Annotated in this window: 16 protein-coding genes; 9 read left to right on the forward strand and 7 right to left on the reverse strand. The window is 54.9% G+C overall.

Annotated elements, in window-relative coordinates; translation table 11 throughout:
* The first annotated feature begins 58 nt into the window (after nucleotides 1-58).
* From G461_RS0111010 to xylA, 6 genes are all read left to right on the forward strand, one after another.
* Nucleotides 59-1,063: a carbohydrate ABC transporter permease gene (locus G461_RS0111010; RefSeq protein ID WP_051333511.1), complete on the forward strand. Its 1,005-nt coding sequence runs from the start codon at nucleotides 59-61 to the stop codon at nucleotides 1,061-1,063.
* Complete coding sequence (locus G461_RS0111015; protein WP_026959656.1) at nucleotides 1,063-1,956, forward strand: carbohydrate ABC transporter permease; 894 nt, start codon at nucleotides 1,063-1,065, stop codon at nucleotides 1,954-1,956. The genes G461_RS0111010 and G461_RS0111015 overlap by 1 nt, the downstream gene beginning before the upstream one ends.
* Before the next feature lie 110 nt (nucleotides 1,957-2,066).
* Nucleotides 2,067-2,654, forward strand: a complete 588-nt coding sequence (locus G461_RS23990) for a TMEM165/GDT1 family protein (protein WP_035480077.1) — start codon at nucleotides 2,067-2,069, stop codon at nucleotides 2,652-2,654.
* A 243-nt stretch (nucleotides 2,655-2,897) separates the two neighbouring features.
* Entirely contained in the window at nucleotides 2,898-3,857 is a 960-nt protein-coding gene (gene tal / locus G461_RS0111025) for a transaldolase (RefSeq protein WP_026971875.1), read from the forward strand.
* Nucleotides 3,858-3,882: 25 nt separating this feature from the next.
* Nucleotides 3,883-5,886 (forward strand): transketolase, encoded by a 2,004-nt coding sequence (tkt, locus tag G461_RS0111030; RefSeq protein WP_026971876.1) that lies wholly within the window; start codon nucleotides 3,883-3,885, stop codon nucleotides 5,884-5,886.
* Nucleotides 5,887-6,236: 350 nt separating this feature from the next.
* Nucleotides 6,237-7,556, forward strand: a complete 1,320-nt coding sequence (gene xylA, locus G461_RS0111035; RefSeq protein WP_026971877.1) for a xylose isomerase — start codon at nucleotides 6,237-6,239, stop codon at nucleotides 7,554-7,556.
* A 59-nt stretch (nucleotides 7,557-7,615) separates the two neighbouring features.
* Here xylA and G461_RS0111040 read toward each other — a convergent pair whose 3' ends face one another.
* Nucleotides 7,616-8,038, reverse strand: coding sequence for a nitrous oxide-stimulated promoter family protein (locus G461_RS0111040; protein WP_035480079.1), 423 nt, complete (start codon nucleotides 8,036-8,038; stop codon nucleotides 7,616-7,618).
* A 94-nt stretch (nucleotides 8,039-8,132) separates the two neighbouring features.
* Here G461_RS0111040 and G461_RS0111045 point away from each other — a divergent pair, with 94 nt between their 5' ends.
* Complete coding sequence (locus tag G461_RS0111045; RefSeq protein WP_026971879.1) at nucleotides 8,133-8,537, forward strand: VOC family protein; 405 nt, start codon at nucleotides 8,133-8,135, stop codon at nucleotides 8,535-8,537.
* Nucleotides 8,538-8,575: 38 nt separating this feature from the next.
* On the opposite strand, the gene G461_RS0111050 is transcribed toward G461_RS0111045, so the two are convergent.
* The gene (locus tag G461_RS0111050) at nucleotides 8,576-8,815 is read right to left on the reverse strand and encodes a GlsB/YeaQ/YmgE family stress response membrane protein (protein ID WP_026971880.1); all 240 of its coding nucleotides are present in this window, start codon (nucleotides 8,813-8,815) and stop codon (nucleotides 8,576-8,578) included.
* A gap of 127 nt (nucleotides 8,816-8,942) precedes the next feature.
* On the opposite strand from G461_RS0111050, the gene G461_RS0111055 reads away from it, so the two are divergent.
* Complete coding sequence (locus tag G461_RS0111055; RefSeq protein WP_026971881.1) at nucleotides 8,943-9,785, forward strand: DNA ligase; 843 nt, start codon at nucleotides 8,943-8,945, stop codon at nucleotides 9,783-9,785.
* Nucleotides 9,786-9,914: 129 nt separating this feature from the next.
* Nucleotides 9,915-11,741 carry a PAS domain S-box protein gene (locus G461_RS0111060; RefSeq protein ID WP_084429154.1) on the forward strand — a complete coding sequence of 609 codons (1,827 nt, stop codon included), beginning with the start codon at nucleotides 9,915-9,917 and terminating at the stop codon, nucleotides 11,739-11,741.
* A 38-nt stretch (nucleotides 11,742-11,779) separates the two neighbouring features.
* On the opposite strand, the gene thiH is transcribed toward G461_RS0111060, so the two are convergent.
* The 5 genes from thiH to thiE are packed head-to-tail and all read right to left on the reverse strand — an operon-like array spanning nucleotide 11,780 to nucleotide 16,229.
* Complete coding sequence (thiH, locus tag G461_RS0111065; RefSeq protein WP_026971883.1) at nucleotides 11,780-12,892, reverse strand: 2-iminoacetate synthase ThiH; 1,113 nt, start codon at nucleotides 12,890-12,892, stop codon at nucleotides 11,780-11,782.
* Between the two features lie 23 nt (nucleotides 12,893-12,915).
* Nucleotides 12,916-13,689, reverse strand: coding sequence for a thiazole synthase (locus G461_RS0111070; protein WP_026971884.1), 774 nt, complete (start codon nucleotides 13,687-13,689; stop codon nucleotides 12,916-12,918).
* A 3-nt stretch (nucleotides 13,690-13,692) separates the two neighbouring features.
* Complete coding sequence (gene thiS, locus G461_RS0111075; protein ID WP_026959645.1) at nucleotides 13,693-13,896, reverse strand: sulfur carrier protein ThiS; 204 nt, start codon at nucleotides 13,894-13,896, stop codon at nucleotides 13,693-13,695.
* 30 nt (nucleotides 13,897-13,926) lie between these two features.
* Nucleotides 13,927-14,691: a HesA/MoeB/ThiF family protein gene (locus G461_RS0111080; RefSeq protein ID WP_026971885.1), complete on the reverse strand. Its 765-nt coding sequence runs from the start codon at nucleotides 14,689-14,691 to the stop codon at nucleotides 13,927-13,929.
* 14 nt (nucleotides 14,692-14,705) lie between these two features.
* Nucleotides 14,706-16,229 carry a thiamine phosphate synthase gene (gene thiE, locus G461_RS0111085; RefSeq protein ID WP_026971886.1) on the reverse strand — a complete coding sequence of 508 codons (1,524 nt, stop codon included), beginning with the start codon at nucleotides 16,227-16,229 and terminating at the stop codon, nucleotides 14,706-14,708.
* Nucleotides 16,230-16,235: the final 6 nt, after the last annotated feature.

The following is a 16,235-nucleotide window of genomic DNA, read 5'->3' on the forward strand; positions in this document are numbered from 1 at the left end:
CTGTTGTTGTCTGTAAGCGGGGGCCGCTGGTCCCCGCTTGATTCTCAGGAAGAGTACTATGTCTCGGTCACTAAGTTCAGGCGCGATTGCGAACGTCAAGAACCCGCAACGTAAGCAACGTCGCTCCTTCAATCAGATCAGTGCCAAACTGGCGCCTTATGGGTTCCTCACCCCGTTTATCGTGCTGTTTTTCGTATTTTCGGTGTTTGGCTTTGTTTTCTCGCTTTATCTCTCATTCCACCAATGGAACCCGGTAGCCGGTATGGCTTCCATGAGGTTTGTGGGTTTTGAGAACTACACCTTCTCGCTCGGAGAGCCCGATTTCTACAAATCGCTATACAACACCATCTGGCTTGGCCTTGCCTCAGGGCTTAGCCAGCATTTGGTGGCGATCCCCATGGCTTACCTGTTGGTAAGCCTTGGCTCCAAATTCCGTCACTTTATGACCTCGGCGTTTTTCCTGCCGTTTATTACCTCCACCGTGGCGGTGAGCCTGATTTTTGTAAACATGTACTCCGCCAATGTCGGCATCATCAACAAGGCGATTGTTGCGTTGGTCAACTTGCCGGTGATTAACTGGTTTATGGACTGGGTTAACGCCTTTATGCCACTGCGCTGGCTGGAGGACCGCACCCTGATCAAGCCTGCCATTGCAATCTTGCAGTTCTGGAAGTTTGTCGGTTTCCACTTGGTTATCTACATCTCCGGCATCCTGACTCTCAGCAAAGAGGTAGAGGAAGCGGCGATCCTCGATGGCGCTAACTGGCGTCAGCGCTTTTGGCATGTGGCATTGCCGCACCTGCGTCCGTTTATCTTCTTCGGCGTCACCCTGACCATCATCGGTAGTCTGCAGATGTTTGAAGAACCCTTCATCATCACCAATGGCACCGGTGGTATCGGTAACTCCGGTCTGACAATCTCAATGTTCCTCTACAAAGTCGCGTGGGAGTGGCTGGATATGGGCTGGGCATCGGCGATGTCGTGGCTGCTGTTCTTGATTATTGCAGCGGTGACCGCGGTGCAGTTCTTTGTATTTGGTAAGAAAGGGTTGGGAGAGCACTAATGACAACGATGAGTTTATCTAAGATGTTCACCCGCGATGAGTATGATGAGCGCTCGCTGCCGCGGCGCGTATTTGGTGGCATAGGTACCCTATTTTTCTACGCGTTCTTGCTGCTATGTGCCTTTCTCAGTGTGTTTCCATTTATCTGGTCGGCCATTTTATCGACCCGGACCCGCTCCGAGATCTTCTCCTCTGAGCTGAGTCTGCAACTGGGTAATGCGCTGTTTGAGAACTATGAGTCGCTGATTGATACCCTGCCGTTCTGGAACTCGATGTTTAACAGTATCTATGTGTCAGGCCTTGGCACCGTGGTGTCGATACTGTTCTGCTCGATGGGGGGCTATGCCTTTGCGGTCTATCAGTTCCGCGGTAAAGGGGCGATCTTTGGCACCATGGTGGCATCGATGATGGTGCCGCCCATTTTAGGGCTGATTCCCTACTACATGATCATCCAGTATCTGGGCTTGTTGAACACGCGCTTGGCTCTATGGCTGCCGTTTACTGCAACCCCGTTTGCGATCTTCTTGGTGCGTCAGTATGTGATTGCCTCCATCCCAAGGGAGCTGATTGAGTCAGCCCGCATCGACGGTGCGGGCGAGTTCTCGATCTATTTCCGCATCGCGCTGCCGCTGATGAAGCCGGTGCTGGGTACGGTGGCTATCGTTCAGTTCGTATTCTTCTGGAATAACTTCCTGGCACCGCTGATTGTTACCTCCAGCCAAGATATGTATGTGGTGACCTTGGCGCTGCGCACGGTGCAGGGCCTGCCCAATACGCCGTGGGGGGCGGTGATGCTCGGAACAACCATATCGATTATGCCGATTGTCACCTTCTATCTGTTTGCTTCAAGGCAGATGATTGCGGGTCTAACCAGCGGGGCTGTAAAAGGCTAGCACTCTCATATCAAAGCAAGCCTAAGAATAAAGCCATACCTTTGGGGATGGCTTTACTTTTTTGACCGATTCTTCGACAATCCGCCGCGGTTTTTGTGTGGAAGTAGTCGATGTTTGAATTCCCTTTGTTGAGTGTGGCGGCCCTAAGTTTCGTAGTGATTTTCGCTGCGGAGTTCGGCGATAAAAGCCAGATCGTTTGCATGACTTTGGCTGCGCAGCATCGTCCACTACGAGTGTTCCTAGGCGCAGCATCGGCGTTTGCTTTATTAAATTTACTTGCGGTCACCTTAGGCGCGAGCCTCGCTAGTTGGTTGCCGGAGACCCTGATTAGCGTGCTTGCAGCGGCATTGTTTGGCTATTTTGGGGTTCAGAGTTTACGCAATGCGGATGAGGATGACGAAGAGCTCGATTGCAGTCAAACCAAGCCGGGGCGAAGTGTTTTCCTGTCTACCTTTAGTATGATCTTTGTGGCAGAGCTGGGTGATAAAACCCAGATAGCCACTGCCACCATGAGTACTACCGAGTCGCCATTGGCGGTGTGGCTGGGCGCAACTTTAGCCTTAATCGCCACCTCTGCCATTGGTGTGGTGGTGGGCAACAAGTTGATTGCTCGCGTCAACCCTCTGTGGTTACACCGAGTGAGTGGGGCGCTATTTTTGCTGATGGCCGTGCTCACCGTGTTGGAAATCTTGTTGTGATTTCTAGCTGACTTCCTTTTAGCGTCTTTACGCTATTTCGTTAAAGTATTGCGGGATCCGGCGGAACAAACCAACGATTCGTGATCCTGATCGCTCCTGCAAGTTTTCACTATTGTCCCTTCAAAAAGCGTAATAGCTACCAAATCCCACTCTGGCATTGTAGTAACACCTGAAACCGATGCCATGGGCTGTTCCTCGCATCGGTTGTTCGCTTACCTCAACTGAACGAAGGACATCGATCTTATGAGTTCACTACTCGCTCAACTGAAACAATACACCACGGTTGTAGCTGATACCGGCGACCTGGATACCATGCGCAAGTTCTCTCCAGAAGACGCTACCACTAACCCATCTTTGATCGTAAAAGCCTTGGGTCTGCCTGAATACTCAACCTTGCTGGCAGACGTTGCTGCATGGGCCAAAACCCAAAGCAATGACCAAGCAGAGCAAATTGAAATGGCCGCCGACAAGCTGGTTGTCACCATTGGCTGTAAAGTTCTGGAGCTGGTGCCTGGCCGTATCTCTACCGAAGTTGACGCGCGTCTGTCGTTCGATACCGAAGCGAGTATTGCCAAAGCGCGTCGCCTGATTGAGCTGTATGAAGCCGCTGGCGTAAGCAAAGATCGCGTACTGATCAAACTGGCGTCTACCTGGCAAGGCATCCGCGCCGCCGAGCAGCTGGAAAAAGAAGGCATCAACTGTAACCTGACCCTGCTGTTCTCATTCGCTCAAGCGCGTGCTTGTGCTGAAGCAGGCGTATTCCTGATTTCTCCGTTCGTTGGCCGTATCTTGGATTGGTACAAAGCCAAAGACGCTAACGCTGATTTCGCTGGCGCGAAAGATCCCGGCGTTATCTCAGTGACCGACATCTACAACTACTACAAAGAGCACGGCTACAACACCGTAGTGATGGGCGCAAGCTTCCGTAACATCGGTGAGATCGTTGAGCTGGCCGGTTGTGACCGTCTGACCATTGGCCCTGCGCTGCTAGAAGAGTTGGACAACACCGAAGCTGAGCTGGAAGTGCGTCTACAAGACAAAGGCGTAACGACCAACCGCCCAGAGCCCATGACTGAAGCTGCCTTCTACTGGGCACACAACGAAGATGCCATGGCCACCGAGAAGCTGGCTGAAGGTATCCGCGCGTTCGCCGTCGACCAGGAAAAACTGGACGCGATGCTGATTGAAGCGCTTAACGCTTAATTTTTTGAATACAGGAACATAGAAGATGACTCATCCTCGTCAACGTTTCGCTAATGCTATCCGCGCTTTGAGCATGGACGGCGTACAGCAAGCTAAATCAGGTCACCCAGGCGCCCCAATGGGCATGGCTGACATCGCCGAAGTACTGTGGCGTGACCACCTGAACCACAACCCAGCCAACCCTGCGTGGAGCAACCGCGACCGTTTCATTCTGTCGAACGGCCACGGCTCTATGCTGTTGTACTCGCTACTGCACCTGAGCGGCTACGCGCTACCCATCGAAGAGCTGAAAAACTTCCGTCAACTACACTCTAAGACTCCGGGTCACCCAGAGTACGGTTACGCGCCGGGCGTTGAGACCACCACTGGCCCTCTGGGCCAAGGTATTGCGAACGCAGTAGGTATGGCGCTAGCAGAGAAAATGCTGGGCGCTCAGTTCAACCGTGAAGGCCATGATATCGTTGATCACTACACCTACGCCTTCATGGGCGATGGCTGTTTGATGGAAGGTATCTCGCACGAAGTATGTTCACTGGCCGGTACTCTAGGCCTGAACAAGCTGGTTGCCTTCTGGGATGACAACGGCATCTCTATTGACGGCCACGTTGAAGGTTGGTTCACCGACGACACCCCTGCACGTTTCGAGTCTTACGGCTGGCACGTAATCCGCGGTGTAGACGGTCACGATCCAGAAGCGATCAACGCTGCTATCGAAGCGGCGAAAGCAGAAACGGCTAAGCCTACTCTGATTTGTACCAAGACCATCATCGGTTTCGGTTCACCTAACAAGTCTGGTTCTCACGACTGTCACGGCGCCCCACTGGGTGACGAAGAAATCAAGGCAGCGCGCGAGTTCCTGGGCTGGGAGCACCCTGCATTTGAAATCCCTGCTGACGTATACGAAGCATGGGATGGTAAAGGCAAAGGTGGCGAGCAAGAGAAAGCTTGGGACGCTAAGTTCGAAGCGTACAAAAAAGCGCACCCAGAGCTGGCTGCTGAATACGCACGTCGCGTAACTGGCGAGCTACCAGAGAACTGGAAAGCTGAAACTGCAGCGCTGCTAAGCCGTCTGCAAAACGAGCCTGCGAACATTGCTAGCCGTCAAGCCTCTAAGAACACTCTGGACGTAATCGGTAAGATTTTGCCAGAACTGCTGGGTGGCTCTGCTGACCTTGCGCCATCTAACCTAACCTTCCACGCCAGCTCTAAGTCTGTGACTGGAGAAGATGCCTCTGGTAACTACATCCACTACGGTGTACGTGAGTTCGGTATGAGCGCCATGCAGAACGGTATCGCTCTGCACGGTGGTTTTGTTCCTTACAGCGCTACCTTCCTGATGTTTATGGAATACGCGCGTAACGCAGTACGTATGGCTGCGCTGATGAAGCAGCGTTCTATCTTCGTTTACACGCACGACTCTATCGGTCTGGGTGAAGATGGCCCGACTCACCAGCCGGTTGAGCAAGTAGCTAGCCTACGTCTGACTCCAAACATGGAAACCTGGCGTCCTTGTGACCAAGTTGAGTCAGCGGCTTCTTGGATCAATGCGGTTGAGCGTGTTGACGGCCCAAGTGCACTGATCTTTTCTCGCCAAGGTCTGGCTCAGCAAAAACGTAGTGCCGAGCAGCTAGAGCAAATCAGCCGTGGTGCTTACATCCTGAAAGACAGCGCGGCTGCGCCTGAGCTGATTCTGATTGCAACCGGTTCTGAAGTTGAGCTGGCTGTTGAAGCTGCCGCTAAGCTGACTGAGCAAGGCAAACAAGTTCGCGTTGTGTCTATGCCTTGTAGTGAGCGTTTCGACAAGCAAGATGCAGCTTACCGTGAAGCGGTACTGCCAAGCAGCGTGCGCGCACGTGTAGCCATCGAAGCACTGTCTGCAGACTTCTGGGGCAAGTACGTTGGCCTGGACGGTGCAACTGTAGGTATGACTACCTTCGGTGAATCTGCGCCAGCCGGTGAGCTGTTCAAGATGTTTGGCTTCACGGTTGAAAACGTGGTTGATACTGCGTTGACTGTGCTGGCCAAATAAGCCAGTTTTCACCAGTGTTAGAAGGCAAGCCTGCGGGCTTGCCTTTTTTGATCCTGCGACCGATTGGATGAATGAACGCAGTGAGTTTGAGCAAGCCTTGCCATAAGCTTGATTTTAGCTTTATGAAAACCACTGTTAAACACAGGGTTAAACACTTGTAAATAACCATAACAAAACCAGATATCTTAAAGATCGGGCGATTAAAACGGGAGTTAGCGCACGAAAAGCAAATAGCTGAAATTGGTCGCCACTTTTCATAATTGGCAACGTTCTCACGGGGGTGAAAAATGGCTCCACACAACGGGAGAGTTGGCTCTCCACAACGATTAACCACCAAGGAGCACGTTCAGATGTCTCAATATTTTGCTGATTTTGACAAGGTCAAGTTCGAAGGGCCAGAGTCTACTAACCCGCTAGCTTTCCGCCACTATGACGCCAACAAAGTTGTACTGGGCAAAACCATGGCTGAGCACCTGCGCTTTGCTGCTTGCTACTGGCACAACTTCTGCTGGAACGGTTTTGATATCTTCGGTGAAGGTACCTTTGACCGTCCATGGTTCAAAGCTGGCAGCGAGATGGATGTGGCTAAAGCGAAAGCCGATGTTGCGTTCGACCTGTTCACCAAGCTGGGCGTGAACTACTACTCGTTCCACGATGTTGACGTAGCCCCAGGCGGCAACTCAATCCGTGAGTACAAAGAAAACATGGCCGTGATGATGGACGTGTTGGCTAAGAAACAAGAAGAAACTGGCATGAAGCTAATGTGGGGCACCGCGAACGCGTTCTCTCACAAGCGTTACATGTCTGGTGCGGGCTCTAACCCGAACCCAGAAATCTTCGCTTACGCAGCTGCACAAGTATTCACTGCCATGAATGCCACTAAAGCACTGGGCGGTGAGAACTACGTACTGTGGGGCGGCCGTGAAGGTTACGAAACCCTGCTGAACACCGACCTGCGTCAAGAACGTGAGCAGCTAGGTCGTTTCTTCCAGATGGTTGTCGAGCACAAGCATAAGATTGGCTTCAAAGGCACCCTGCTGATCGAGCCTAAGCCTGCTGAGCCTACCAAGCACCAGTACGACTACGACACTGCCACTGTATACGGCTTCCTGAAGCAATTCGGCCTGGAAGACGAAGTGAAAGTAAACATCGAAGTTAACCACGCTACCTTGGCTGGCCACTCGTTCCACCATGAGATTGCCACTGCGATTTCTCTGGGTCTGTTCGGTTCTATTGATGCTAACCGCGGTGATGCACAACTAGGTTGGGATACTGACCAGTTCCCGAACAGCGTTGAAGAGTGGACCCCAGTAATGTACGACATCCTGCGCTCTGGCGGTTTCACCACCGGCGGCCTGATGTTCGATACCAAACTGCGTCGTCAATCTATCGATGCGGCAGACTTCTTCCACGGTCACGTTGGCGGCATGGATACTTGTGCTTTGGCACTTGAGAAAGCAGCTGCACTGATTGAAAGCGAAGAGCTAAGCAAGAAAGTTGCAGAGCGCTACGCTGGTTGGAGCGGCGACTTCGGTAAAGCGATTATGACTGGCGACCACAGCCTGGAGTCTATCGCGAACTACGCCTTCGACAACAACATCGACCCACAACACGTGTCTGGTCAACAAGAGCTGCTAGAGAATATCGTTAACAAGCATATCTTTAAGTAAGTACTTGCTATCGCGATAACAAAGAGCTGGCAGTTGCCAGCTCTTTTTGTATCTGCGGTTTACTTGTGTTTGCTTTGACTGAGCCGCCTACTGCGGTTGGATGCCCCGGCCTCTGGCTTTTCCGGAAGCGGCGCTCGCTCGTACAGTAAGTGCTTTATCGCCAGTATCGGGTGGTGCAGCAGCATACGTGGCCCGGCGTAACGCATAATGGCCTGCATATGTTGCTTCGGCTCGGGCTTATAGCAGTGGATGGGGCAGCGGTTGCAGGTGGGTTTAGCCTCGCCGTAGGGGCAACGGTCCAGGCGCAGCTTCGCGTATTCAAGTAGCGCGGCGCAATCGGTGCAAGGGCCAGATGTGCAAAGGCCAGATCTGCAAGGGCTAAGCGTGCTGCGATGCTGCTGCCGGCAGTAGATCTCCACCATGGCTCGCACGGTTTCAAACTCACGCAGCAACCTACCGTAGAGTATCAGTTGTTGTGGCATATCTTCGTTATTCGCTATCTGCTGTGAATAGCTTAACAAATTCGCCTGACAGGCATAGACTCGCAGATCACGACTTGGTCAGCGGAGCAAACCAATGAAAATCGAACATATCGGCCTGTGGGTGCACGACCTTGAGGTGATGAAGGCCTTCTATGAGCGCTACTTTGGGGCAAGCGCCGGAGAGCGTTATCACAATCCCGCTAAGCAGTTTCAATCCTACTTTCTCAGTTTTCCGCCTTCTCCGGGCGCTTCGTCCTCAGCAAAAGGCGCTCGGCTGGAGCTGATGCACCGACCGGGTTTGGCAACTGGGCAAGAAGATGCAGTGGGGTGGGCGCACCTAGCCATCGAGTTGGGTAGCAAGCTGGCGGTGGACCAACTCAGCCAGCGGCTGGTGGATGATGGCTACACCTTGGCCGATGGCCCCAGAACCACCGGCGATGGCTACTATGAAGCCGTCGTGCTCGACCCAGAGGGCAACCGCTTGGAGCTGTGCGAGTAGCCCGCTATTCCGCCAGTTAGCGCTAATGGCGTGCGGGGCTAGGATTTCAGTTTGTTGACGATAAATAGCAGCAGCACCGCACCGACCACCGCGGTGACCAACGAGCCGACCAGGCCGCTGCTGCTCAATCCCAGCAAGGAGAACAGCAGGCCACCTAACACCGAGCCTATCACCCCGACCACAATGTTCCCCAGCACGCCAAAGCCCGAGCCCTTCATGATCTTACCCGCCAGCCAGCCGGCCAGCGCGCCGATAATCAAAAACAGTACCAAACCCATGGTTTTCTCCTCGTTGCTAATTTGTTATGTGCTCGGATGCTAAGTGCCCGGCAAAACTCATTGAATAAAATTGGCGACAAAAAACTTTTGTGACTAAATTGTCATTAATGTTTTTTCGGAGTGCTCCATGACTCGATGCCACGCATTAACTCTCGCACTATTGGGTGTGCCTAGCTTGCACTGCGCCGCTGAGCAAACCGTGCCACTGATGCTCGCTACTAACTATAGCCAAGGGCGCGATGTTAGCGGGCTGTGGTACAGCGAGAAATACGACGGTATCCGCGCCTTCTGGGATGGCCAACAGATGTTGAGCCGTAGTGGTTTACCGCTGGCCATACCCGATAGCCTGCTGGCCGAGCTGCCCAAGCAGCAATTGGATGGTGAACTGTGGCTGGGCCGGGGCCAGTTTGAAAGCCTGTTGGGCTTGGTGAAGCGCGGCCAGCCGGCTGACCCCGACTGGCAGACACTGCGGTTTATGGTATTCGACAGGCCGGATTTCCCCGGCGACTATCAGCTGCGCTATCAGCAGCTGCCCGCGCTGCTAGCGGATGTGAGCTGGGCGGAAGTGGTGCAGTACCAAGCGGTGGCTGACCCGGACTTTCTGCGCAAACAGCTGATGAGTGTTGAGCAACAAGGCGGTGAAGGGCTGATCATTCGCGACCCGCAAAGCCTGTATATTCCGGGGCGTTCACAAGGCTTTATCAAGTACAAAACCTATCAGGACGGCGAGGCGAAGGTGGTTGGCTATAGCCCGGGAAAGGGCAAGTACCAAGGGATGCTGGGGGCATTGATCGTAGAAGCGGCCGATGGTCGGCGCTTTAAACTGGGCAGCGGTTTTAGCGATGAGCAGCGGCGCAATCCCCCAAGGTTGGGTAGCTGGGTGGAATATCACTACAACGGATTAACTGGCAACGATACGCCGCGTTTCGCGCGATTTGTGCGTGATCTAAGCGAACTTTCCACGCGCTGATTCTCACGCGCGACAGTTCCACTTTGTAAGCCAGCCTTGTCGGACTGGCCGCATCTTTATTGTCAAAAAATAAAATGTTTTTTGTCACTTATCTATACTTTACCAATTACTCAGTTAAACGTTTACGGAATGCGCTTCAAGGAACGAATCGCCGCATTAGTCATGCTGCTGCAATTTGGGCTGCTCGCTACCGCATTGGCCCAAGCATCAATCACTTACTCGATTGCCCTAACGGTTGCGAGTGTGCTGCTGTTAATCCTTTTGCTGCGTCAACAAGAGCGGGTCGCTTGCCCGGTCAATCACGATATGCACTTGGTGCCGGATGCCATCTTGCTGGTTAATCAGCAGGGGCGGATCTGCTACGCCAATCCTGCGGCCGAAACCCTCCTGCAATGTAAACAGGCCGAACTTAAAGGGCGGGTGGTCGAAGACTTCGTTCCAGAGCACATCAAGAAGCATCATAAGAATCTGCGCAATATGTTCTTAAACTCCAGCGAGCGGGAGCAGGTACGCGCCTTGGTCACCTTGATGAACCACCATAACCAGCGGGTCGATTGCGAGTTGTTCCTGTCGCGCCAAGAGATCAACCATGAAGTGTTCGCGGTGGCATCGCTGCGCACCACCGAGCAGCATCAGCAGCTTGCCCGGCAACTCAAAGAGATGGAGAAGCGCTTCCTCGATACCTTCGATAGCGTCGCCATCGGCATGGCCCATGTCTCGTTAGGTGGCCATTTTGTCAGGGTCAATAAAGCGCTCTGTGAATTTCTTGGTTACCCCTCGGAAGAGCTGCTAACCATGAGCTTTCAAGAGGTTACCCACCCCGATGATTTAGATACCGATCTCAAGCGCGTGAATCGTCTGCTCAATGGTGAGATCACCTCCTACAAGCTGGAGAAGCGCTATCGCCACCGCGAAGGGCATTATCTATGGGCGCGCCTGAGTGTGTCGCTGATCCGCGATGAGCTAAACCACCCCCAGTATTTTGTGTCAGCCATCGAGAACATTGCCGAGCGTAAACAGGCCGAGGCTCTGCTGCATCAATCGGAGCGAAAATTCCGCACTATGCTGGAGTCGCTGTCCGATGACACGGTGGTGTGGATGACCAGCCCCGATCGCAAACGGGTGCTGTATGTGAATCCGGGCTTTTTTAAGGTGTTTGGCCGCAATGCCAATACCCTGTACACCGGCCCGCTTAGTTACCAAGAGCTGGTCCACCCGGAAGACATCAGCAAGCTGCAGCAGGTGGTGCACGACCCGGCTAGCACCGACTGGGGAGTGGATTACCGAATCAATCGCGAAGATGGCCAGCTGCGCTTTATTCGCGAGACCTGCTTTGCGGTGTATGACGAACACGGTGAGCTGAACTGTCTGGTGCACACCGCTTTGGATCGCACCCACGACAAGATGGTGCAAAACCTACTCGATGACTCACTAAAACAGCTCAAGCGTGCCTACGAAGAGCTGGCCGACTCTGCAGAGCGTGACGGCCTGACCAATGTGCTTAATCGCAGCGCCATTGTTAAGCGCATCGAGAACGAGTTTCTCTATCATCAGCGCAGCGGCCATCCTTCTTGTCTGGTGTTTATCGATTTAGATCGCTTCAAGCAACTCAACGACCGCTATGGCCACGGGGTGGGGGATAAGGCCTTGGAGCTGCTGGCGGGACACTTGCGCGACAACCTGCGTCAAACCGACGAGATTGGCCGTTATGGCGGGGATGAGTTCATCTTGTTGCTGCGCAACACCGAGATTGCTGAGGCCAAGCTGTTTGTTAATCGCCTGGCGCTGGAGCAGCTCTCGCTCACCGAGCTGACCGGCGATCAGCTCAAGCTTGGCCTATCGCTGGGGCTGTCCGAGCTGGGGCCGCATATCAAAAGCGTGGAGCATTGGATTAATCACGCCGACGAGTTGATGTATCAACACAAGGAGATTGGCCGCCAGGATCTCACCCGCTAGCCGTTCTCCTTAGATCACTCTCGCCTAGTATCGCTGAGCTAACCGAGCGCGCGGTCCCAGTCTTTCCACACCACCTGATAGCCTTTGTCTGCCACTACCTCGGCGATATCGTCGGGGTGGCGGCCATCGTCAATTTCAAACTGCTCTAAAGCGCGCTCGGTGGCATCGCTATAGCCGCCCGGCTGGGTGCTGGAGTAGGCGCTCATGGTAGTGATCCCCAGCGGAAACACGTGGTCGCGGAAGTGGGCTGACTCGCGGGTCGATAGCGAGAGCTCCACGTCGGGGTTAAACAGCCGATAGGCGCAGATAAGCTGTACCAGCTGGCGATCACTCATCACTGATTTAGGCTGGAAGCCGCCTTCGCACGGGCGTAGGCGCGGGAAGGAGATGGAGAAGCGGGTGCGCCAAAAGCGTCGCTCCAAATATTGCAGATGAGCGGCCACATAGAACGAGTCGCTGCGCCATTCATCCAAGCCCAGTAGCGCGCCAATGCCGATCTTGCGGATACCGGCTTCGCCCAAGCGCTCGGCGGTGGCCAAGCGAAAGTCGAAATCGCGCTTCTTGCCTTTGGGGTGAACCTCGGCGTAGCGCGGGCGCTTGTAGGTCTCTTGATAGACCATCACTGCATCCAGCCCCATGCCAATCAGCTCTTGGTATTCATGCTGTTCTAGCGGCTGCACCTCCATGCTGACATGGTTAAAGTACTGCTTGACCATGGGTACCGCCTGGCGGAAGTAGTCCATGCCGACCTTGCGCTCGCTCTCTCCGGTCACCAGCAGGATATGGTCGAAGCCAAGGTCTTTGATCGCTTCCAGTTCTGACTTGAGCTGATCCATATCCAAGGTGACCCGACGCAGTTTGTTGCCCATGGAAAAACCACAGTAGTCGCACACGTTGCTGCACATATTGCTCAGATACAGCGGGATATACAGCTGCATGGTTTTGCCAAAGCGCTGCTGGGTTAGCGCATGGCTGCGCTGGGCCATCTGTTCCAGATAGGGCTCGGCGGCGGGGCTAATCAGCGCCTTAAAATCCTGCAGATCCAGCTTGGATTTGGCCAGCGCCTGCTCGACTTGGGCGCTGGAGATACTGTTGATCTCCAGCTGTAGCGCAGCATCATCAAACTGGCTGAGGGTATCGGCAAAGCTCATTGCTTTCTCCTTGTCGCTGCGGCTTACAGGCCATCTAAGAACGAGGTCAGTGGGCTGGAGGCTTCCGCCGATTGACGCTGTGCGCCCAAGCCCGCTTCAAAGGCGGTACGCCCGGCCTCAACTGCTTGGGCAAAGGCACGCGACATGGCGATGGGATCGCCGGCAACCGCCATGGCGGTGTTTACCAGTACCGCATCCGCACCCAGCTCCATGGCCCAAGCGGCATGCGATGGTGCGCCGATACCGGCATCGACCACCACTGGCACGCGGGCCTGCTCGATAATAATCTGCAAGAACTCATGGGTCGCCAGGCCCTTGTTGGTACCAATCGGTGCGCCCAGCGGCATCACCGCGGCGCAGCCCACCTCCTCTAAACGCTTACACAGCACTGGGTCGGCATGCACATAAGGCAGTACCACAAAGCCTAGTTCTACCAGTTTTTCGGCGGCCTTCAGGGTTTCAATGGGATCGGGCAGCAAGTACTTAGGATCGGGGTGGATCTCCAGCTTAAGCCAGTTAGTTTGCAGCGCTTCGCGTGCCAGCTGGGCGGCGAATACCGCTTCTTCGGCGTTACGTGCGCCGGAGGTGTTGGGTAGCAGGTTTAGCCCGGCGTCTACCAGCGGTGCCAGGATGTCATCTTGGTTGTCGTTGACATCGACACGTTTGAGCGCCATGGTCACCAGCTCCGAGCCAGAGGCCTTGATGCTCTCGGCCATCACTGCGGAGTTGGCGTACTTACCGGTGCCGGTAAACAGGCGGCTGTTAAAGGTTTTGTCGGCAATGGTTAACTGGCTCATGGCTTATCCTCCGGCGATTGCGCGAAATACTTTTACTTTGTCGCCATCGCTTAGGCAACGCTCATTCCAGGCGCTCTGCGGCACAATTTCACCGTTCACCACCACCGCAATACCCTGGGTATTGCTCTGCTGCTCGGCCACTAGCTCCGCCAAGCTTTTATCCGCAGGCCAGCTCAGCCCTTGGTCGTTAAATTCAATCTGATTCATTACTACGTTCTCAGCTAACTATTTTCTAACTTAGGGTGCCGAATGGGCTTGGCCGCACACCGGGCAGCTGGGGTCTTGCTGCATCTTGATATGCATCCATTCCAAATGTTGGGCGTCAAAGCTGGAGAAGCGCCCTTGGGCGGCGCTGTCCATGCTACAGATCAGTTTGATGGTTTCCAGCGCCTGCAAGCTGCCGATGGTGCCGACCACCGGACCGAGGATCCCGGCATTGGCGCAGTTGAGTTGTTGCTCTTGGGCATTGGGGAACAGGCAGTGGTAGCAAGCCTGCTCGGGGCGGTTAAACGGGAATACCATTAGCTGGCCGCTAAAGGCGACCGCCGCGCCACTTACCAGCGGTTTGCCCGCCTTTACGCAGGCCTGATTAACCGCATAGCGGGTGGCCAGGTTATCCGAGCAATCCAGCACCACATCGGCCTGCGCCACTTCCATGCCCAGTAGCATCTCATCCATTCGGCGGTTCACCGCGCGGATCTGAATCAGCGAATTAAGCGCCTCCAGCTGGGATTTGGCGGTTAGCACCTTACTCTGGCCGATATCTTGCTCGCGATATAGCACCTGGCGCTGCAGGTTGGAGCTGTCGATCTCATCGAAATCGGCCAATACCAGATGGCCGACGCCGGCTCCGGCCAAGTAGGTAGCAGCCGGTACGCCCAGTCCGCCCATGCCGATGACCAGCACGTGGGCATCTTTAAGCTTGAGCTGGCCTTGCTCGCCGATCTGCTCCAGCAGCAGATGGCGGCTATAACGAAGACTTTCCTGATCACTGAGTGACATGTGCACTTCCTTGTCTAGCCTTGAGGCTGCTCAACGATGGCCTGCAGTGCATCGACTGCCGCCTGTGGGTCTTGGGCTTCGGTAATCGCCCGAACCACCGCCACACTGCCTACCCCGCATTGCCATACTGGGGTGGCGCGTTCGATATCGATCCCGCCGATGGCCACCAGCGGGTAGTCGTCCACCAACTTGGCGTAGCGCTTAAGGCGCGGCAGGCCTTGAGGGGCACTTGGCATATCCTTGGTGGTGGTCGGGAAGATATGGCCCAGCGCGATATAGCTCGGGTTAAGCTGTGCGGCGCGTAGCAGCTCAAAGTAGCCGTGGGTGCTAATGCCGATCTTCAGCCCGGCCTTGGCGATGGCATCCAGGTCGGCCACTTCTAGATCTTCCTGACCAAGATGTACGCCGTAGGCGCCGTGCTTGATCGCTAAGCGCCAGTAGTCGTTAATAAACAAGCGGGCCTGATGCTGCTCGCCCAGCTCGATGGCGCGGATAACGTCTTGCTCTACCTGCTCGTCTGGTAGGTCTTTGATGCGCAGTTGCAGGGTTTTTATGCCCATCTCAAGCAGTCGCTCAATCCACTCGACGCTATCGACGACCGGATAGACGCCAAGTTGCAAGGTATCGCAGCGCGGAAACTCCACGCGCTCCGGCCAGCTATCGCGAATACCAAACTGTTGGCCCAGCTCGGTTTGTGCGCTCTCCACATGGGGGAAGTCGGCGCGGTCTTCCGGCCAACCGCAGTGGGCTAGGTTACCGCGTCCTTTAAGTTGTTTTAGGCCCTGATAGACATAGGCCTTGGCCAAACACAGCGCATCTTCCATGGCATAGTCATGGGCCAAAGCGCTAGCCAGCGCGGCCGCCAAGGTGCAGCCAGTACCGTGGGTATGTGGCGCAGCAAGGCGCGGGCTGCTTAGCAGGATTTCGCGCTCACCATCGGTAAAGAAGTCCACTGCCAGATCGGTACTCAACTCACTGTGACCACCCTTGGCCCACACCGCTTTTACGCCTTGCGCCAGCAGCCCTTGGCAGGCTTCACGCAAACGCTCCGGGGAGTTCAACTCAAGGCCGGATAGCTGCGAGAGTTCACAGGCATTGGGTGTCAGTACATCGGTTTGCGCTAGTAGTTCAGGGAGGGTTTGCAGCAGGCCACTGTCGGCCAAGCTGGCACCGGAGCTGGCCACCAGCACCGGATCCAACACCACCAACGGTGGCTGCGCCCACTCCCGCTTGTACTCGGCGAGTTTGGCGGCAATCAAGCTCACTAGCTCGGCGCTGCCAATCATGCCGATCTTGATGACCTTGGCCGGGCAACTGACAGCCAGTGCATCCAGCTGGGCTTCCAACAATGCCGGGCTTGCGCCCTGCACCATGGTCACCTGCTCGACGTTTTGCGCAGTAATCGCGGTCACCGCGGTGGCGCAGTCCACGCCGAGGTCGTGGGCGGTCAGCAGATCGGCTTGCAGACCAGCACCCGCGCAGCTGTCGCTGCCGGCAATGGTCCAGATTTGTGGGCGGGTTGGCGCGGTGGCCTGCATAGTTAA

The organism is Aliagarivorans marinus DSM 23064, assembly GCF_000429485.1.
GTDB lineage: Bacteria > Pseudomonadota > Gammaproteobacteria > Enterobacterales > Celerinatantimonadaceae > Aliagarivorans > Aliagarivorans marinus.